Here is a 19,315-nt window from a genome sequence, read left to right on the forward strand (position 1 = left end):
GCTGTCCGCCCGTCGCGCCGCGAACCGCTCACCGCGCACCGGCTGGTTCACGCGTTGCGGGAAGCCGGGTTTCGTCCGGCCGACGCGGTGTACCTACCCACCGATCATCGCGGGGCAGACGAGATCATCCGGTCGGCCGACCTCGCCATGGTTTACGGAAGCCAAGACGTCGTCGACACATACGCCAACAACCCGGCCGTATTGGTCAACGGCCCCGGCCAGGCCAAGATCCTGATCACCGCCGACCACGACTGGCGTGACTACCTCGACGTCGTCACCGACTCGATCACCAACCTGGGCGGGATCGCATGCGTCAACACGACCGCCGTGCTTTACGAGGGCGATCCCACTCCGCTGGCCCACGCGATCGGCGAACGGCTAGCGGCGATTCGGGTGCTGCCCACCGAGGACGAGCAAGCGGTCCTTCCTACCCAAAACATCGACCAGGCACAGGCCTTGGCGAACTACCTGGCAACCGCGGCGACGGGCACTACCCCGGTGCTCGGCGCCGATCAGGTGGTCGCAGAGCTGACCGATGGCTGCGCCGCACTGCGGCCGGCCGTGCACCTGATGACCACGCCCGACGTCACCAAGCTCAACATCGAGCTGCCATTCCCGTGTGTCTGGGTCTCGCCGTGGTCACGCTCCGACGGTGTGGAGCCGCTTCGGCATTCGTTAGTGATCAACGCGATCACCGACGACGAAGACCTGATCGATGATCTGGTCGCCGAGCCGACGATCGCCAATGTGTACCGCGGCCACCATCGCACCTATTACGGGGCACCCGAAATCCCGCACGACGGGTTTTTGGCCGATTTTTTGATGCGCAACAAGGGCGTTATTCGCGACTGACACCGCGTCCTCCCTCACTGGCTCACGGCATCGATCATCGCCTGATTGAAGGCGGGGTAGATCTCGTCGAAGGTCCCGTCCCGCTCGGCGAAGCGGAACCCCTTGACGCGCTCCACGATGATCTCGTCAGCCTGGGGCTGGGTCTGCAACAGGGTCATGGTCTCTTCGATGTATTCATCCAATGGCATTGCCCTCGAGTCGAATCCGCGCTCGCCCTGCAACCCGGTCTGCACATGCGGCGGAATGATTTCGATCACCTGCACCGAGGTCTCGCGCAGTTGGTATCGCAGCGACTGGGTGTAGGAGTGCATCGCAGCCTTGGTTGCGCAATACGTCGGCGTGACCGCGCTCGGCATGAACGCCAGCCCGGATGTGACGTTGAGGATCGCCGCGTGTGGCTTACCCAGCAGCGAGTGCAGCAATGCCGCGGTGAGCCTGATCGGTCCCAGCAGATTGATCGCGATGGTCAGCTCCGCCGCGCCGGGGCCACTGCCGGTCAGGTCCTCGAGGCGCTGGACGCCGGCATTGTTGACAATGACGTTGAGGTCCGGGTGGTTGTCGGTGAGCTCGATGGCGAATCGCCGGATGTCGGCGGGGTCGCCCTGATCCAGCGACAGGTATTTGATGCCCGGGTTGGCCTCGGTGACCGCCTTGAGGTGTTCGAGGCGCCGGCCCGCGATGATGACCTGGTTGCCCAATCGATGTAATGACTCGGCCAAACCGCGGCCGATCCCGGTGCCCCCACCGGTCACCAGGATCGTGTTGCCGGTCATCTGCATGGCTTCCTCCTCCAACTCTTTCCGTCGCCTGTCTGATACCTGCATACTCGCGGCAACCGAGCCGCCGCATGAAGACCCCGTAATCCTGTCGGTGCCCTGAACTAGCCTGTAACAGTGGCGCAGGTTCCGCGGACTCGCTACGCCACGTGTAGCGAAGTCGACATCGCCTACCAGGTCCTCGGTGAAGGGCCGACTGACCTGCTGGTGCTGCCCGGTCCATCCATCCCGATCGACACGATCGACGCCGAGCCGTCGATGTACCGCTTCCACCGGCGCCTGGCATCCTTCAGCCGGGTGATCCGGCTTGACCAGCGCGGGGTCGGTCTCTCGTCGCGGGCGCCGTCGCTCGACATGATCGGACCGAAGTTCTGGGCAAAAGACGCCATCTCGGTGATGGACGCGGTCGGGTGCGAGCGCGCGACGATCTTCGCGCCCGGGTTCGCCTCGATGACGGGGCTCATCCTCGCCGCCGACTACCCCGAGCGAGTGAGCAACTTGGTGATCATCAATGGCGCGGCCCGTACCCTTCGTGCTGACGACTACCCATTCGGTTTCGATATCCGCGACGACGACCCCTATACGACTGTTGCGATGGAACCTGATGCCGTCGACCAGGGCTTCGACATGCTCGGCTTTATCGCTCCCAGCATGCGCAGCGACGACGCATTCCGCGCATGGTGGGACATGGCCGGTAACCGCGCCGCCTCACCCAGCATGGCCCGCGCCATCATCCTGACCGTCAGGCATTGCGATGTCCGTGACACCCTGGCACGCATCACCGCACCGACGCTGGTCCTGCACCGCGAAGACTCGGAGTTCTGCCCAATCGATAACGGCCGCTACATCGCCGAACACATCGGCGGAGCGCAGTTCGTCCAGCTGCCTGGAGCAGACGCTCTTTACTGGGTCGGCGATACCGCGCCGATGCTTGACGAGATCGAAGAGTTCGTCACCGGCGTGCGAGGAGGCACGGGCGCCGAGCGGGTACTGACCACGATCATGTTCACCGACATCGTCGGCTCAACCGAACGTGCCGCCGTGCTCGGCGACGGTCGATGGCGAGACCTGCTCGATAACCACGACACCATCGTGCGCCACGAGATCGATCGGTTCGGCGGCCGCGAAGTCAACACTGCCGGTGACGGATTCGTCGCGACCTACACCAGCCCGAGTGCCGCGATCGCGTGTGCTGACGCGATCGTCGACGCGGTCAGGGTCCTGGGCATCCAAGTGCGGGTGGGCATTCACGCCGGGGAAGTCGAGGTTCGCGGCGCTTTGAAAGAAGATGTCGCCGGGATGGCTGTGCACATCGGTGCGCGCGTCTCAGCACTTGCGGGCCCGAGCGAGGTGCTGGTGTCGTCGACGGTGCGCGATATCGTCACCGGCTCACGACATCGGTTCGCCGATCGCGGCGAGCACCCCTTGAAAGGCGTTCCGGGCCACTGGCAGCTGTGTGCCCTTGTGCGAGAGCTCGCGACCGTCAAGCAGTAGTGAGCTACGCTCGGCGGCATGCCACCGCGACTGAACCTGTTCACTAATCGCGAGCGCGCCAATTCCTTTGGTGGCGCGGCACGCAACTATGACACCCATCGTCCGCGGTACCCGGACCAGTTGATCGATGACGTTGTGGCGTCCGGTGTTCGTCGAGTCGTTGATGTGGGCGCAGGAACCGGTATTGCCTCGATGCAGTTCGCCGAACGCGGCATCGATGTCCTTGCGGTCGAACCCGATATCCGCATGGCGGCCGTCGCTCAATCCAAGGGCGTTCCCGTCGAAATCGCGACATTTGAGCAATGGGAGCCCGCCGGCCGACGGTTCGACCGCGTGGTGTTCGCGGCATCGTTTCATTGGGTGGATCCGGCGGTGGCGCTGCCGAAGATACGCGGCATCCTCAGCGACCGCGGGCAGCTCGCATTGATGTGGAACCGGCTGCGGCCCACCCGGCCCACGCGTGCTCAATTCGAATCAATCTATAAGGACTACATGGATATCGACGCCCGTGGCGCGGACGGCGAATCAGGCGATCTCACCGACTTGCTCACCGCGGCGGGGTTCATGGTCACACACCGCAGTTATCCGCACAACCTGCAGTACTCAACCCAACAGTGGGTGGACATCGCGTTTACTTTTTCCAATCACCTGACGCTGGCCGCCGACAAGGCCACCGAGCTCCGTACCAGAATGGCCGAACTCATCGGTCCTTCGGGGGTGTCGGTCGGCGGAGACGCATTAGCGATCCTGGCGACGCCGTCCTAGCGCTGCTGCGTCTCGAACTGGAAGCGTCTGACTGCCCGGCGTAGGCTGCGAACAGAAGCCGGCCGTGGAAAAGGTCGCGGCCTCTGTTTCGTAAACGCTTGTGAAACTTGACATTTCATTGAGGAGTGGCGCTTATGACGATCGTGAACACGACATTGTCCCCTGCCCTGCAGCGGGCGCTGGATCTGCTGATCGATCCACCGACCGAACCCGATGTGAGGAACGGCTATCTCGACCTGCTGGGCAGTTCAGCAGCCGACGACGACGGCCCCGCCAGAAACAGCGGTGCCATTCAGGCAGTGTGGGCGTCGTCGATCGGTTCGATGCTTTACGACAACGCGCAGGCCCTATCGCGCAGGTTCGTCTCCACGTTGCGGCATCCGATCGAGTGGTTGAACATCCCGCAGGGCGGGGTCGCCTTGGACGTCGGCTCCGGTCCCGGTTCGGTGACCGCGTCGCTGGCGCGCGCCGCAGGGCCCGACGGGCTTGCCTTGGGAATCGACATCTCCGAGCCGATGCTGACGCGCGCTGTGCGCGCTGAAGCTGGACCACAGGTCGGCTTCCTGCGCGCCGATGCCCAGCGGCTGCCGTTGCGCGACGAGACAGTCGACGCCGTCGTCTCGATCGCGGTCCTGCAGCTGATACCCGACCCGACGGCAGCACTGGCCGAGATGGCCCGGGTACTGCGACCGGGCGGTCGACTTGCGGTGATGGTGCCCATCGTCCGAAGTCTGCCGATGCTCTGGCAGAAGCTGCCCAATGGCGGGGCCTACGTGTTCGGCGAAGACGAGATCGGCGACGTTCTCGAAGACCACGGCTTCGCCACCGTGCGCACCAAGACCATCGGCACTTTTCAGTGGGTGCGTGCCAAACGGGGTTGACGCCCGCAGAGCTTCACACCGACGGGTGGTTTTCCCGGACTCCCCCGTACATGCCCCACCGGACGATCAGTGGCATTACCACCCGATCAACCGACCACGACGGGAACCGCAGAGCATGACCGGTGGGGAAGAACACCTCCAACCCGCTGGGCTGTATCCCGAATAACGAGCCCCACCGCCGGCCCGGGGCCCGGTAGCTGCGCAACGCTCGACCGGCAAGCTCGGCGCGAATATTGCTGGCCACCAACGCATCCCCGCGATTGCGAGCCGAGCTGCGCAGCGGGTCGGTGGCCGCGACATCTCCTATCGCGAACACCCGTTGCTGGCCTGGCACCCGCAACTCGGGTGTCACGGGAACAAAGCCGTCCTCATCGAGCAGCTCGGGCGGCAGCCAGTCGGTGTTGGGCTGCACCCGCCCGATCGCCCACAGCACGGCCTCGGCCGACGCCGCGGGTTGTCCTGTGCTCCACTGCACCGGCTCGCTGGTGATCTCATCGCCGGCGAACCCGTCGTCGATCACCGCGCGGTGCCCCGGGTGAAGGCCGACACCGAGGTCGGCCAGCCGGGCTTGGATGCGCTGCCAAATCCGGGGGTGATAGCCGACCAACGCTCGCTCGCCGGGAAAGTAAAGGTCGATTCTCTTGTGCGGCCAGGTAGTTGCCATGTTGGCGGCGCTGCTGACCGCGGCTGCCCCGCCACCCACGACGATCACCGACTTGGCGGCGGACACGCGGTCATGTGCGGCGCGGAGGTCGGCGCCGATCTCGGCGGCCGACTGCATCGTTGCCCGGCGCCAGAAGCCATTGCTGACCCCGGTGCAAATGACCAGCGCGTCGTACTCCTCGGCGAACGTCGTGCCGTCGTCATGCCGACCGGAGACGGCTCGAGCGGCCAAGTCGAGTCCGGTCAGCGTGCCCTGGATGATCCGCACCCGATCCAGACGGCGGAATCGGTCGAACGGGATCCAGTAGTCCCGGGCCCAGTCATCGGGCCGGGACAACCGCACGCCGAGTTCCTGCCCGCTGACCAGTGCCGGTTTCACCGAGATGCCGACGACGTCGGCGTGCCGGGAGAGCCGGATCGCCGTGAGGATACCGACATCCCCCAGCCCCGCGACGACGACGCGTTTGCGGCTCATGCCAGCAAACTGTAACACGTTCTAACTTTGCACGGTCATGACGCTTTTCCGTTGAGGGTCCGCCGACCGCCTGGTTCGCGTCTAAGGGTGCTGCCCAGCGCCTTGACGGGCGAGCCGTTCATCGTGGATCCGAACCAGTTCACGAAATCCCAGCCGGTGATAGTGCGGCACAGGCTGAATTCCCCACTGGTCCTGGGCGGTTGCTTTTCCGGCCGCACCCTCGGGTGGCCCGAACATCGGATAGGGGAACTGGCACGCAAGAGTGTCGTTGGAGTATCGGACCTTCATCAGCTCGCTGCAGATCTGGGTGAGGCTCAGGGTCGGCCAACCGTAGTAGACCGCCATGAAGGGCAATGTGAAGGCGCCTTCGATGACCAGTGCGACCAGGCAAACCATTACTGCGCGCTTGATCCATTTGTGCATTCGCGCGTAGTAGGGCGTGGTGCCCGGCGGCAGATCGTCTGTGGTTGTCGAGGTTGTCACGGGAGTCCTCATTTCTCTAGCCGCCGCTGGCGCTCTAGTCGGCGAAGATTTCGCGGTTGACGGTGTGCAGGTAGGGGATGGCCAAGAAGGGGGTGATGTAGAAGATGTCGTAGAGCCACCAGCCGACGACCGGGAACACCACGCCGGCATAGCGCACGTCGGCATACATCGTCATGTTGAAGACGTAGCTGATCCAGATCACCACGCCCATCCAGCAGGTGATGATCATCCACTGGTGACCCCACCGCTTCATCTGCAAGAACCCGATCGCCGCGGCAACCCGCATGGAGAACACGGTCAGGATTAGCCCAGCCACCCAAGCCTTTTCACCGGGCCCTGCTGCGCCGCCGATCCACAACTCGTTGTAATGCCAGAAGTAGCCGGCATCGAACATGTTTCCCCACCCGACCATCAGCACACGGTTGATCAGGGTGTGGTTGGCCACCAGATCCAGGGCCCAGCCAAGGCTGTTGAGGCATCCGTCGATCAACACGAGGTAGCCGATCAAGGTGACGATCATCGGCCGTACCGACAACCCGGCCCGCAATGCCTGGCGCTGCAACCACACTCCGCGCATGAAGATCGGAAATCCGATGACTCCGGGGGCCCACATGCCCATCAACGCAGCCCCGATGATCATCCATTTGTCAGCCCGCCGCTGGGCATCGCGGGACTCGTCGTAGTGCTCGTCGAGGCTGAGCGATGAACGACGCTTGAGCAGAGGAAGATTCACAAGTGCCACCAGCCTCGGGCAAACGACATGTACAGCTGGATGAGGAACATCGTCAGCAGGTAGCCGTAGATGAAGACTTGGAAGACGATGAGCGCTCTCTTGCGTTTGCGTTCTTGTTGGTCCATCCTTGGATTCCTTTCTTAGCCGTCGAGTGTGAGCAGGCTGGCGGCCGCGACTTCACGCAATCCGTCGTGGATCGCGCCGTCGGTTGTGAGAGGCGCTAGGACGCAGGCTTCTGCTGCCTCCATTTCGCTTGCGCCGGAGGCGATCAGCTGAGCGGCGGTAACCAGCGCCCGAGTGGATGGTGGCTCGAAGTGAAAGATTTCGTCGGCGGTGCGGATGGCCACCGCGCACTGCACCAGTCGGCGCGCAGTTGCGAGATCGACACCCGCTTCGGTGACAATCACTTCGGCTTCACGCTCCGGCGGAAGGTAGCTCATCGCAAGCGTGGCGAACCGTTGCCGGAACGAGGGTTTGAGCTCCTTGAGCGAGCTGCGGTAGGCGGGGTTGTAGGAGCAGACCAACATGAAGGAGGCTGGTGCCTCGACAATTTCACCGGCGCGATCCAGGTACAGCGCGCGGCGGTGATCAGTCAACGAGTGCAGGATCGCCAACGAATCGTGGCGGGCCTCGACAACCTCGTCGAGGTAGCAGATCGCACCGGCTTTGACCGCCTTGGTCAGTGGTCCATCGGTCCACACCACGTCCCCGCCGACCACCATGAATCGTCCAACCAAATCTGAACTGGTCAGATCGTCGTGGCAGCTGATCGTGACGACGGGCCGCCCGAGCAGCAGACCCATATGCTCGACCAGGCGCGTTTTACCGCAACCTGTTGGCCCGGTGAGCATTACCGGTATACGTCGGTGGTAGGCCTGCTCAAACAACTGCACTTCGTTGCCGTTGGCGAGATAAAGATCGGTCGTCATTGGTCCCCTCGGAGGTTGTCGGTCATGCGCAAATCAGCTCGCGGTGCACGTGTGCCAACACGCGTGGAAGCTCATCGACACGCTTGATTCGTTGCGCCCGGCGTGGACCGAATACTTCCGGGAGCGGGTCGACCCGGGTGGGTCCGACACCGACGTAATAGACGGAGACGCCGGCCTGGTTAGCTTCGTCAACCGCGTGTGCAACATCGGCCCATGCGTAGCGGCCCTCATAGCCCTCATCGGACATCAGTCCGTCGCCGATCACGATGAGTAGGCGACGTTCGGATGGTTGCGCCAACAGCCGGTTCGTTAGGTGTCGCAGCGGTGCACCCAGACGGGTGTAGCCGCCGGTCGCCAAACCCGAACCGCTCGGGGCGACAAACCCTTTCTCGCGGAAATCCTTCAGGCAGCGGACCTCGACGCGATGTCGGGTGTTGCCTGTGAATGCGAAGATGCCGTGCCGTTCGCCGGCACGGGTCATCGCACGCGACAGCGCATCTGCGCACGCCAACTCCAAGCGGAAGATCCGCCCGCCGTGCACCCCCAACGACGAACTCGCGTCGAGCAGCAGTGCCGTCGTCACGTCCCGACCGCTGGGCAGCAGCTCTCGAAAGACACGTGGCTCGTTGGCTTCGCCGCTCATCAAGTCGAGGTAGTGGCTGACGTAGGAGTCGACATCGAGGTCGGCGCCGTCCTCCAGGTGATTGGTCATTGTCCGATAGGTGTGGGCTTCGAACCACTTGCGCAGATCCGTCGTTGCCGGCGCGGATTCGCATTCTCTGTTGGCGCGCGTGCGCTCGACAACGGCGACGTGGTCAGGCAGGAAGCTGTTGGTCCACGCATTCCACTCTGGATAAGGAATGCCTTGTCTGCGTTGTGGATTGATATCCAAATCATTGTCTTCGGGCCTGCTCGGTGGAGGCAGGTTGGGGTTGCGGACGCCGCCGTCTCCGCCGACAGGGACGGAGTATGCCCGGGGGCGGCGCTTCTGCACGGTGGTCCACGGCATCCTGCCGTACCGCCGAATCGCACTGGCCAGCCCGCGAGTCCTCGAGAATGCCGTCGGCAACGTACCCAGCAATGGATGTGCTTGAAGCTGCCGCCCTGTTCGGGCCAGCTCGATCGCGCGGTCGAGCATCTGCGTGGCTTGCATGCCGCTGTCGGCGATTTCGAGATCGGGCAGCAGCCGCCGCAGCTCGATCATCAGCCCGGGCCACCTGGTGGCGACCCACCCGAGCGCCACACCGGCTTCCACGATACTGAGCGCACAACGTTCGCGGCCCGACATATCGTGCAATTGGTATGCCGCGATGCGCTCTTTGGATGGCGAACATTGCAGTGCCACTCCGCATGTCAACGTTCGTAGCGTCCAGTCAGGTGCTACCGCTGGATGCGGAATGTGCACCACGCGGAGCGAGGCGTCCACACCGAAGCTGCGCCTTGGCCCGGTCATCAGACGTGCACCCTCACGACGCTGATCGCTGAAAGCGACAGCCGCCAGGGCGCAACTGCGCTCGATCGCCGTCGCGTGCGCGTCTGAAAGTTCAGCCATGGTCGCTTCGCTCAGAACGTCCCGAGGCTGGAAAACAACCAGTACCAGAACCCGATGATCAGGGCGGTACCACCCCACGCCGCAATGTATCGGCAAATCTCCCAGAGCATTTCGAACCTCCTTTGATGTTCAGTCGGAGAAGATTTCGCGGTTGACGGTGTGCAGGTAGGGGATGGCCAGGAAGGGAGTGATGTAGAAGATGTCGTAGAGCCACCAGCCGACGACCGGGAACACCACGCCGGCATAGCGCACGTCGGCATACATCGTCATGTTGAACACGTAACCGATCCAGATCACCACGCCCATCCAGCAGGTGATCAGCATCCACTGATGGCCCCACCGCTTCATCTGCAAGAACCCGATCGCCGCAGCAATCCGCATCGAGAACACGGTCAGGATCAACCCGACCTCCCAAGCCTTTTCACCCGGCCCCGCTGCGCCTCCGACCCACAACTCATTGAAGTGCCAGAAGTAGCCGGCATCGAACATGTTCCCCCACCCGGTCAACAGCACCCGGGCCAGCAGGGTGTGGTTGCCAACCAGATCCAGAGCCCAGCCGAAGGAGTTGATCGCAGCGTCGATGATGACCAGGTAGCCGATCAAGGTGACCAGCATGGGGCGCACCGACAGGCCCTCGCGCTGGGCCTTGCGGAGTAACCACACTCCGCGCAGGAACAGCGGAAGGCCGAAGACGCCCAAGGCCGCCGTGCCGATCAGGATGCTGCCGACGATCAGCCACTTGTCGGCTTGGCGTTGCGCGAGTCGCGATTCCTCGATGTGTTCGTCGTAAGTCCGGTCGCCTGCCGCGATACCCGTGACTTTCGACAGGTTCACCGCTACTCCCTTACTCCCCGCCCGGCGTTGCCGGACTGATGCGCAGCTCGACGTCGTCAGACCGGTGTACGGATCTAGACTGACTTGAGTCATTAAAAATGTCAACGACGAGGATAGGGCCCACCACCGTTGCCGGGACTACGGTGGTGGGCGGGGTCGCGGCCGATTTAGCTGGTTACTTCGGCCGAGAAGGCTGCATGCTGCGCACGGTTCTCGTCACATAGTCTTCGAGCAGCGCGTTGCGCGTCGGCCAGTCGTTGGTGGTGATCAACAACGCATACAGGCCCAACAGAAAAAACACCGCACTATTCATCGCGTTGACCTCAGGATCGGTCTTACCGTGCTCGCGCGCTTGGTCAATCTCTTGAGCGAGCCGGATCACCACGGGATGGTCTTGTACTCCTTCAGCCGGCGGCCGGGTCTGCGAAAAATGCAGTGCGAGGAAATCTTTGAACAACATGTCGCCGAGTCGGCGCTCTAGACCCATCACCAAACGCGCGGCCTCGTCCAGCGCTGCGCGCAGGTCGTGGCGGGACGCCAGGAATTGCCCTAACTGTTTGGCAATGCGCTCCTCTTCACGCCGCTCCAGCTCCAACAGGACGTGCTGCTTGGTGGGAAAGTGGAAGAAGAACGTGCCGTGTGCAACGCCGGCGGCGCCGACGATAGCGCTGACGTCGGCTTCTGTCATCCCCGACCGCTTGAACTCTGCAATGGCGGCGCCCAGCAATCGCTCCCTCGTCTGCAAGCGCTTCGCTTCGCGGGTAGAGCGCCCGTCCGTCACCGCCATGTCCGCCTCTTCACCAACTGACCTGAATCAACATCATGCCTGACCCCTGACCACTGCGACAGTATCGTCTGGGTTAGCTGAAGATCGGCCTTGGTTGACCGGCCAAACTTCTGCCAGGCAATCGGCCGTAACCGCCGAACGATTGGACACCGGCGAACTAGACTCCGGCGTGTGATGACCCCGTCAAACCCGTGGGGGAACGAACGTGGGCAGCTATCGCATCAGTTTCAGATGCGAAATCAGGTACTTGGTCGCAGGCAGGCGCGGCGACTGAGCAGGCGCTTCGCACAGGTAGGCGTCAATACTCCGCCGGAGCGGCTTCGGCTGGTGCTGGCCGGCGGGCCTGTCGCACCTGACGAGATGGCCGACGTCAGCTTCGCGTTGATCGCGATGCGGCTGAAACGCGAGCAGCTCTCGGCGAAGTACAAGCGCCTGAAGCGGCGCGGCGCGCGGTCGCTGATCTTTGTAGGCCTGGTTCTGGTAACACTGAACTTTCTGTTCTGCATGGCCTACGCCTTATTCAGCTTGACCCTTGAGGCGTCGCCGTTGTGATCTCGGAGAAAGTGGCGGCGGCGAGCTGAAGAATTTCCTCGCGATCGTCCGCCAAGATGAACCCCGATTGAATCGCCGAGTCGAGCGCAACCGTGAAGCGCTCCAAATAGTCCGCAGCCCCACCCGGGTAGAGCCGGCGCACGGTGGCGGTATCGAATAGCTCCCCGGACCCGAATATCGATGCCATCGTGGTCTCCTCGCTGCCAAGGCCGGATGTCCGCGCAATCGGCACGTCGGCCCACGGCGTCCTTACCCCGCCCTCCGCGAGGCCGTTTGCATCCAAAACGGGCTGGGGTGGTTCGGCATCGGTTAGTTCAATAGGTACGGCGCTGGGCGCTGCGTCGCCGCCGCGCACCCAGCGGCACAGCTGCGATAGCGCCGCCTGCAGGACGTAGTGGTGTTGCGGAGCGAAATTGATGCAGTGATCCAACTGCTCGCCCATCAACATGTTCGTCGGCGCATAGGCCGCGACGATGTCGGTCAGCGCCGCAGAGCCGGTGTCGATCGGCGCCACTTGGATCGTGTAGTTGTCGGCATGAGCGGTGCCGGCAATCTCCCACACCCGTAGTCGTTGGCCCTCAGGTTGTCTCGCAGCGTAATAGCCTCGCCGTGGACCGGCGAAAAGGTCTGTCTCGGTGATGATCGTGACGAGCGGCGCACGCAGGTCAGGGCGAAACCGGACCGCCTCGGATGTGTTGCTTTCCAGCACATCGAATATCGAGCCACCGTCTAGTGGTGCGGCGGGCCCGAAGCGCGAATGCACCAAGAAGCCGTCAAACACCTGAGCCAGCGGGTCGATGGCGTTGACATAGGTCGTCAGGAACAACGCCGATTGGGACTCACCCATGGCAACGACGTGTTCGGCGCGCAGCTCCCGAAGAACAGCACTGTGCTGCCCGTCTTTCAAGAGTCGACCAGCCTCAGAGAAGACGTCGTAGCAGAATGCGTCACCGGGATGATGCAGGGCCGCATACCTTTTCGGGTCTTGGCTTTTCAGCGACATGTCCAAACCCATCAAGTTCACGCCGCCTTGGATGCCCACACGCTGTGCCGACACCGCAACATAGGCGTACCCGCCACGAACGATTTCGCGGTGCGCCATCATCCAGACGGCCGGCGCGTCGATTCCGCCGCTCACATTGAGCCACTCCACGAGCACTGTCCCGTTGAACCGGGTCCGATCCGCCGGCGTCAGCACAACCATCCGGGTGGTGAAATCACCGGCACCTGACGGCGTCACGCTCCACCGGCCGTCGGAGCCGAGTTCGCACGCTGAACTGTAGGACGATGCTGTTCCGGATATAAAGAATTCGTCGGCGACGTAACCCAAGCTGGCTATGTCGAAGGCGCCCAACAGCAGTGCGGGCTTCCCCGGCACGGGGGTCACGGTGATCGACACGTGCGGCATCATAGCGTCAACAGCACATCCGCTGGTGTGACACCGTTACACGCGATGCGGGCGTCACGAGTGCGTCCGCACTGCGGCCGCGACGGCTTGCGGCGCTTCGGGTTGCGGGTAGTGACTGACATTGGTCGACCCATACCCGAGCCCGGCGAGCATCTTGGTCTTGGCTGCCGAGCCCGACAGTCACGACTGCACACCCTCCTGAAGCGCCCGTAGCGCCACACTATCGTCCGTCAGGCGGACACCTTGACCGCATACAGGTTGTGGGTGCCCTGTAGGCCTTTGAGTTCCACCTCGCGAGGTGGACAGAGCTCGATATCCGGCCGGCCGTCGACCGCGTCGCGCACCGGCTCGCTGACGAGGATCTCACCACCATCGGCTTGTTCGGCCACCCGAGCCGCCATCGCGACGTTTCGCCCAAAGAGGTCATCACCGCGCCTGACCGACGGCCCCACATGGATTCCGATTCGGACGCGGATGCCGTCCCAGCTTTCTGCGCTCTCGAGCAGGGCTCGTTGCACGTCGACACCGCACAGCACGGCTTGCCCCGCATCGGCGAAGGCGATCATGAATCCGTCACCTTGATTCTTGACCACGTGGCCACCATGGTCGCCGACAAACTTCTGGATAAGCCTGTTGTGCCTCTCCAACACCTTCACCCATCCTTGGTCGCCCAAGGCCTCGTTGTGCGTGGTGGAATCCTCGATGTCGGAGAACGCGATCACGACATCGCCGTCGGCGGTGAGCCTGGCGAGATCGGGACGTTCGACCTGAGCCCAGCCTGCGAGATCTTCGACCGAGTTTCGAAATGTGGCGCCGATACCTTTGGTCACCAGCGAATCGGCTGTCTTCCAGGCGGTTCTAATAGCAAAAGGCGCGATCCCGGGGCGCCGCCGGCGGCGCCTGGTTGTGTTTCTGCGGCTGCGCTCAAGTTCGGTTCGCGCTCCTTTGAGTTGCCGGCGCGACACGATGAGCAGAATTCCGAGCGTGGTGAGCCCGCCGAACTCGACGAACGCGACCACGACCAGCAGCGCGGTCGCGCTCATTGCTCGTTTCCTGCCACTGCGCCGGCTGTCATTTGCCGATTATGACGGTAGGGCCCCTCAGCGGTGCGGGGCAGACCTTCGCATCGCCAGACCTACCGCTGCGACCACCACGTCGGGTTGGTGGATTTGGACGAAATGGTCGCTGCCGGTCGCGAAGATGTGTGGGGTTTGCGGCCGCAGCGCGATGAGATCCGACGTGGCCTCCCGCCACGCCTGCTCTAATTGCGCGCCCCGCTCGGGCGCGACGGTCGCGGGAAACGCGAACAGCTCGGCCAGTGAGTGCCCCACCAGAATGTACGGGCCCGGAACACCTGCGGCGGCGAGTAACGCGTGCAGATCGTCGACAACGTCGCGCGCGGTACGTGGCATTGCCACGGTGAACTGCGGTCGCTAATGCTCGGTGGGTCGCGATAGCGCAAAATCCCGGGCCGGTCGTACGCGCAGACGCGGTGATTGCCAGCGAGGGGAGGCAGGGCGGCGGGACCCACAGCAGGCGCAACAGCGTCGGAGTAACTCCATGGATCCGACGAATGTGATAGCCGGATTCCAAAATGACTGTCGGACCGCCCTTTCCGTGATACTCGAGATAAGGGTGTCGTCCGTTACCGATCTCAACCGGACCTGCAAAGTCGCCGGTTGTGCCTGATGCGCCGCATCCCATCGGCGCAAGCAACAACGCGACAGTCAATAGGATTCGACGGATTCCGTCAGTGGTGGCCGAAGGATGAGCCGCGAATTTCTTGATTTTCCAAACTGACCGCATCGCGTCATTGTGCGGGTACTCTACACGCTTGGCTCGAATCGGCCGCGGCGTTGCGCTCTGGCTTTGTTGCCTTCGGGAAAGAAATTCTCTGACAGCGTGGTGTGCTGACCATTCGGCGCCAACTCGCGACGGCGCATCTCGACCCAGACTGAATGCTCCGTCAGTTGGGCACCGCCAGAACTGATTCAGGCCAGAAACCTATTACGCCGCTACAACCCTGCGTCGCCGCACACCCGCAGTCGGTAGTGGGCTGTTGCTCACCACGCTCAGTCCACCGAGACGCCGCCACGAACGGATGGCGTTGCGGGTGACTTCCAGGATCCGAGCGGCGCCGGCATCACCGTTGGCCAGTCTGTGTGCCCGTAGGGCATTGCCAGTTACGGCATCTAAGGTGTCCCAATCGTCGGTCTCGACAAGTGCGGTCGATTGGTACGCGGACCGGATCGCATACAGCTCGGCGCCCTGTGACGTTTCACTGACGGCGCGAGCGGCCCTTCCGGCGCCGTCCCAATCGGCTATTGAGGGCGTGTCGCCGGGTGCGAATCTGCGATGCAGCTCGGCGATGTCGGTAATCGCGTCGGCCGCCGCGGCACTGGCATATCTCACGACGCCCCAGGGTGGGCTGATCAGCAGCTTGGTCACCCAGATGTGCATCACGTCGTCGGCGACATCGGCGGTTCCGACCGTCAGCCAACCGAGGTCGAGAACAGTCAGGCTGTCTTCGGGTGACAAGTAGCCCTCAGGCCCGGCCAGCAGGTCGTTGCACAACTGGACGAATGAGGCCAGTGGGCGCGCCGACGTGGCCGGGAAGTCGGTGATCTGTTCGTCGCCGTTGATGTATGAAATTGCGTTCATCGCGCACCCTTTGCCTGATCCCGGCTGATGCGAGCCCCTGGCCAAACGCAATGGGTGGGTGATGCGGTCGAGGTCCATTCGAGTTGCTCCCTAAGGGTTTTCGAGCTTAAGGGCCATACGTCGGAGATGGACATCTTATGGCAGCTGAAGTCGCCAACCGCCGCGACACGACGGAAGCGGGGCTTAGAGCTCGTCTGAGAAATCGGCGGTGAGCCAGCGATCGGGGCGGATGGTGAACAGTACGCTGTCGTGGCCCTCCATGCTTCGGACGAACGCACGGCCGGCTTCCTCGCCGAGGTAACGGATGGCGATGGCTTCCTGAACCTCTAGCGGTGTGGGCGTGGCAGTGTCGACGACCCTGCCCTCCACGACGACATATTGATACGGCAGCTCCTCGTTCTGGACGACCAGCGTCACCGCGCCGGCTCGTTCGATCAGCTTGGACTTGCGCGCCGACGCGCCGGTGTTGATCAGGATGTCTCCGCCGGGGGTGTAGCCATACCAGATCGGGTTACTGGCCGGCGGACGGCCGTCAGCGGCAGCCACCGACAACACGGCAACATGCTTGGCTGCGAGGAATTCTTGGCGTTCGGTCTTGGTGAGGGCTTTCATACGCGGCTCAACGCGCAGGGCCCGCCAGGCTATTCCAACGCGAGGATCAGCTTGCCAGTGTTTTCGCCGCGGAACAGCTTGAGCAGCGTGTCCGGGAAGTCGCCGATGTCGCCGTGCTCGATCTGCTCGTGTGATCGCAGTTCACCACTGCTAAGCCACTTCGCCAGCTGCGCAACACCTTCCGGGTAGCGATCGGCGTAGTCGAAGATGACATAGCCGGTCATGGATGCGCGCGCGACCAACAGCTGCATGTAGTTGGCCGGCCCCCGCGGGGTCTCGTTGTACTGCGACACCGCACCGCAGAGCACGATGCGGGCGCCGCGCGCGAGCCGGTTCAAGGCGGCTTCCAGGGTCGCACCGCCGATATTGTCGAAATACACATCGATACCGTCAGGTGCGTGGGTTTTCAGCGCTGCCCGTAGGTCGGCGTTCTTGTAGTCGATTGCGGCGTCGAAACCAACCTCGTCGACGAGCCAGCGGCACTTCTGCTCGCCGCCGGCGATACCGACGGCGCGGCAGCCCTTGATCCGCGCGATCTGTCCCACAATGCTGCCCACCGATCCAGCTGCCCCGGACACCAGCACGGTTTGGCCCGGCTTAGGCTTGCCGATGTCGAGCAATCCGAAATAGGCGGTCAGGCCGCTAATACCGAGGGTGCCCAAATGCACGGTCGGCGGTGCCAAGGTTGTGTCGACCTTGTTGACGTCAGCGCCGTTGGATAAGGCATAGCGCTGGACTCCGAATATCCCAGACACCTCATCCCCGACGGCAAATCCGGAGTGGCGTGATTCGCTGACGCGTCCGATGCCAAGCGCCCGCATCACCGCGCCGATCTCCACCGGGGGGACATACGAGCGGCCGGCATTCATCCAAGTGCGCATCGCCGGGTCGATCGACAGGTAGTCAACCTCGACCACAAATTCACCTTCGGCCGCAATGGGTTTGGGCTCCTCGACGATCGCCCAGTCGCTAGCCTTCGGCAAATCCACTGGACGCGCGGCCAGTCGGCATTGAGTATTCACAGCATTCACGAGACCTTCTCCCGAGCAAGCGAGGTGATTCGACAACTATCCGCAGCGCACTGCAGCGCGGCCCGGCCGCCGGGGTCCTCGGCGGTTACCGGTATAACCGCGACGGTGTCCGCGCCTGCTCGTCGATAGGCCCGCAGGCGGGCGGCGACCTGGTCCGCAGTGCCGACGGCCGCCAGCTGCTCTGCCAGCTCGAGCGGAATCGCCGCCGCCAATTCCGACCTGCGCGCACCGCTGCGGGCACGCTGGACAAAGTCGGCGAAGCCTAGCTCGCAGAACATTTCGGCGTAGCCGGGTGGAGCGAGGTAGATCGCCAACTGATTAGCCAACTGCCGCAATGCCGCCTCACCGGGCCGCATGGCAACCGGCACCCACACCGTCAGATGCGGCGGTGTCCGGCCCGCCGCTGCGGCATGCTGCTCTACCTGTTGGCGCACCTGCGTAACCCGCTGTGGCGACGCAAGATTGAGCACCACCTCGTCGGCGAGTCGCGCGGCCAACCGCGTCATCACCGGGCCGAAAGCGCCCACGCCGATGCGGGTGTGCGGCAGCGGATTGCGCAGTCGAAATCCATGACTGCGTACGTAGCGCCCGTCATAGTCGGCACGCTCGGCCCGCAGGATCGGCCGCAAGCAGTCGATGGTTTCGCGCATGCGCGCCGCACCGTGCGACCACTCGCGGTCATGCCAGCCGCCCACGATGACTGGGCTGGATGCCCCCAGTGCGACATCGACCTGACAGCCGGTAAGCGAGGCAACCGAACTGGCGCCCAACGCGATTGACACCGGAGTTCGAACGCTTATCGGCAACGGTCCGACCCGCAACCCCAACCCGGGCAAGCGGATACCGACAGCGGTGGCCAACGCGAAAGCGTCAAAGGTCGCCATCTCGCCAATCCACAGGCCGTTGAGCCCCGCTGCGCTGGCCGCCTCGGCGATCTTCAACGCCTCTTTGTCGGGCGCGTCCAGCCAGAACGGCAGTACCACTTCGATCGGTGCCCTCACAACATTGCCGCCTCGGTGGCCTGGCCGAGCAGGATGCGACCTGGCAGCTCGCGAGATGCCTCGTTGACCTGGAAGTGCGCGGTCGCCGTGAAGGCATCACGGAATCGCCGCTGGAGAGGTGCGCCGTCGTAAATCGCGCTGCCCCCGGCGAGGTCATACATCGCGCGCACGACGTCGGCTGACACGCGCACCCCGTGCGTGGCGGCGAGCCGTATCCGAGTGCGCGCGTCCAACGGGGCGGGCGGCCCGCCCAGACTGGCCTGCCATGCTGCGTCGATGGCCTGGTAGTAACCCGCCCGTGCAGCTTCCAATGCCGAATCCGCCGAGGCGACCGCCGCCTGGATGGTGGAGCGTTCGGCAAGAGTGCGGTTAGCTGCGACACCCTTTTTGGTCGCGGCGACCTCGACGAAATTGTCGATCGCAGCGCGTGCGTTGCCCATCGCGGCCGCCGTGATGCAGGCCGCGAAGAAACCGAACGGCGGGAATCGGTACAGCGGACGGTCGATCATCGGCCCGTCGAAGATCGACAGCACGCGGTCATCGGGGACGAACACCTCATCGGCAACGGTGTCGTGACTGCCGGTGCCGCGCAGGCCGAGGGTGTGCCAGGTGTCCAGGATCTGTAGCTGCTCGGTGGGGAACGCGACCACTGCCGGCCGGTCCTCGAGCACGCAGCCGGCGAACAGCACGTCGGCGTGGGAGATGCCACTGCAGAATGCCCACCGCCCCGACACCACGACGCCGCCGGACACCCGGCGGGCCTTGCCCTGTGGCGCCCACACGCCGGCGGCCACACCGCGTCCGCCGCCGAACAGCTGGTCGCGAC

Annotated in this window: 22 protein-coding genes; 5 read left to right on the plus strand and 17 right to left on the minus strand. The window is 63.6% G+C overall.

What is annotated here, in order from left to right; translation table 11 throughout:
- The coding region (locus WB785_RS03750; RefSeq protein WP_424077350.1) for an aldehyde dehydrogenase family protein at nucleotides 1-852 on the plus strand (852 nt) is incomplete at its 5' end.
- 14 nt (nucleotides 853-866) lie between these two features.
- Here the strand turns inward: WB785_RS03750 and WB785_RS03755 are convergent.
- Entirely contained in the window at nucleotides 867-1,631 is a 765-nt protein-coding gene (locus tag WB785_RS03755) for an SDR family oxidoreductase (RefSeq protein WP_424077351.1), read from the minus strand.
- Between the two features lie 114 nt (nucleotides 1,632-1,745).
- On the opposite strand from WB785_RS03755, the gene WB785_RS03760 reads away from it, so the two are divergent.
- From WB785_RS03760 to WB785_RS03770, 3 genes are all read left to right on the plus strand, one after another.
- Complete coding sequence (locus WB785_RS03760) at nucleotides 1,746-3,122, plus strand: adenylate/guanylate cyclase domain-containing protein (protein WP_424077352.1); 1,377 nt, start codon at nucleotides 1,746-1,748, stop codon at nucleotides 3,120-3,122.
- An 18-nt stretch (nucleotides 3,123-3,140) separates the two neighbouring features.
- Complete coding sequence (locus WB785_RS03765; protein ID WP_424077353.1) at nucleotides 3,141-3,887, plus strand: class I SAM-dependent methyltransferase; 747 nt, start codon at nucleotides 3,141-3,143, stop codon at nucleotides 3,885-3,887.
- 134 nt (nucleotides 3,888-4,021) lie between these two features.
- Nucleotides 4,022-4,768, plus strand: a complete 747-nt coding sequence (locus tag WB785_RS03770; RefSeq protein WP_424077354.1) for a methyltransferase domain-containing protein — start codon at nucleotides 4,022-4,024, stop codon at nucleotides 4,766-4,768.
- 13 nt (nucleotides 4,769-4,781) lie between these two features.
- On the opposite strand, the gene WB785_RS03775 is transcribed toward WB785_RS03770, so the two are convergent.
- The 8 genes from WB785_RS03775 to WB785_RS03810 form a co-directional block, all read right to left on the minus strand.
- Complete coding sequence (locus WB785_RS03775) at nucleotides 4,782-5,906, minus strand: FAD-dependent oxidoreductase (protein WP_424077355.1); 1,125 nt, start codon at nucleotides 5,904-5,906, stop codon at nucleotides 4,782-4,784.
- A gap of 81 nt (nucleotides 5,907-5,987) precedes the next feature.
- The gene (locus WB785_RS03780; RefSeq protein ID WP_424077356.1) at nucleotides 5,988-6,389 is read right to left on the minus strand and encodes a hypothetical protein; all 402 of its coding nucleotides are present in this window, start codon (nucleotides 6,387-6,389) and stop codon (nucleotides 5,988-5,990) included.
- 34 nt (nucleotides 6,390-6,423) lie between these two features.
- Nucleotides 6,424-7,122, minus strand: a complete 699-nt coding sequence (locus WB785_RS03785; protein ID WP_424077357.1) for a hypothetical protein — start codon at nucleotides 7,120-7,122, stop codon at nucleotides 6,424-6,426.
- On the minus strand, nucleotides 7,119-7,247 hold the full coding sequence (locus WB785_RS03790; protein WP_424077358.1) for a hypothetical protein: 129 nt from the start codon (nucleotides 7,245-7,247) through the stop codon (nucleotides 7,119-7,121). Before WB785_RS03790 ends, WB785_RS03785 begins: the two co-directional genes overlap by 4 nt.
- A 15-nt stretch (nucleotides 7,248-7,262) precedes the next feature.
- Entirely contained in the window at nucleotides 7,263-8,051 is a 789-nt protein-coding gene (locus WB785_RS03795) for a CbbQ/NirQ/NorQ/GpvN family protein (RefSeq protein ID WP_424077359.1), read from the minus strand.
- A 22-nt stretch (nucleotides 8,052-8,073) separates the two neighbouring features.
- On the minus strand, nucleotides 8,074-9,603 hold the full coding sequence (locus WB785_RS03800; protein ID WP_424077360.1) for a nitric oxide reductase activation protein NorD: 1,530 nt from the start codon (nucleotides 9,601-9,603) through the stop codon (nucleotides 8,074-8,076).
- 129 nt (nucleotides 9,604-9,732) lie between these two features.
- On the minus strand, nucleotides 9,733-10,437 hold the full coding sequence (locus WB785_RS03805; protein ID WP_424077361.1) for a hypothetical protein: 705 nt from the start codon (nucleotides 10,435-10,437) through the stop codon (nucleotides 9,733-9,735).
- A gap of 175 nt (nucleotides 10,438-10,612) precedes the next feature.
- A complete protein-coding gene (locus tag WB785_RS03810; protein WP_424077362.1) occupies nucleotides 10,613-11,224 on the minus strand; it encodes a TetR/AcrR family transcriptional regulator in 612 nt (203 codons plus the stop codon).
- Nucleotides 11,225-11,398: 174 nt separating this feature from the next.
- Here WB785_RS03810 and WB785_RS03815 point away from each other — a divergent pair, with 174 nt between their 5' ends.
- Nucleotides 11,399-11,776: a hypothetical protein gene (locus tag WB785_RS03815; protein WP_424077371.1), complete on the plus strand. Its 378-nt coding sequence runs from the start codon at nucleotides 11,399-11,401 to the stop codon at nucleotides 11,774-11,776.
- On the opposite strand, the gene WB785_RS03820 is transcribed toward WB785_RS03815, so the two are convergent.
- From WB785_RS03820 to WB785_RS03855, 8 genes are all read right to left on the minus strand, one after another.
- Complete coding sequence (locus WB785_RS03820; protein ID WP_424077363.1) at nucleotides 11,745-13,175, minus strand: alpha/beta hydrolase domain-containing protein; 1,431 nt, start codon at nucleotides 13,173-13,175, stop codon at nucleotides 11,745-11,747. The two genes, WB785_RS03815 and WB785_RS03820, sit on opposite strands and share 32 nt — an antisense overlap.
- A gap of 239 nt (nucleotides 13,176-13,414) precedes the next feature.
- Entirely contained in the window at nucleotides 13,415-14,227 is an 813-nt protein-coding gene (locus WB785_RS03825) for an adenylate/guanylate cyclase domain-containing protein (protein ID WP_424077364.1), read from the minus strand.
- A gap of 57 nt (nucleotides 14,228-14,284) precedes the next feature.
- Nucleotides 14,285-14,596: a hypothetical protein gene (locus tag WB785_RS03830; RefSeq protein ID WP_424077365.1), complete on the minus strand. Its 312-nt coding sequence runs from the start codon at nucleotides 14,594-14,596 to the stop codon at nucleotides 14,285-14,287.
- A 595-nt stretch (nucleotides 14,597-15,191) separates the two neighbouring features.
- Nucleotides 15,192-15,845 carry a hypothetical protein gene (locus WB785_RS03835; RefSeq protein ID WP_424077366.1) on the minus strand — a complete coding sequence of 218 codons (654 nt, stop codon included), beginning with the start codon at nucleotides 15,843-15,845 and terminating at the stop codon, nucleotides 15,192-15,194.
- A 183-nt stretch (nucleotides 15,846-16,028) separates the two neighbouring features.
- A complete protein-coding gene (locus tag WB785_RS03840) occupies nucleotides 16,029-16,457 on the minus strand; it encodes a pyridoxamine 5'-phosphate oxidase family protein (protein ID WP_424077367.1) in 429 nt (142 codons plus the stop codon).
- A 29-nt stretch (nucleotides 16,458-16,486) separates the two neighbouring features.
- On the minus strand, nucleotides 16,487-17,488 hold the full coding sequence (locus WB785_RS03845; protein ID WP_424077368.1) for an NADP-dependent oxidoreductase: 1,002 nt from the start codon (nucleotides 17,486-17,488) through the stop codon (nucleotides 16,487-16,489).
- A complete protein-coding gene (locus WB785_RS03850; protein WP_424077369.1) occupies nucleotides 17,485-18,489 on the minus strand; it encodes an LLM class F420-dependent oxidoreductase in 1,005 nt (334 codons plus the stop codon). Before WB785_RS03850 ends, WB785_RS03845 begins: the two co-directional genes overlap by 4 nt.
- The coding region (locus WB785_RS03855; RefSeq protein ID WP_424077370.1) for an acyl-CoA dehydrogenase family protein at nucleotides 18,486-19,315 on the minus strand (830 nt) is incomplete at its 5' end. The genes WB785_RS03850 and WB785_RS03855, both read right to left, overlap by 4 nt.

The organism is Mycobacterium sp., assembly GCF_049585075.1.
GTDB lineage: Bacteria > Actinomycetota > Actinomycetes > Mycobacteriales > Mycobacteriaceae > Mycobacterium.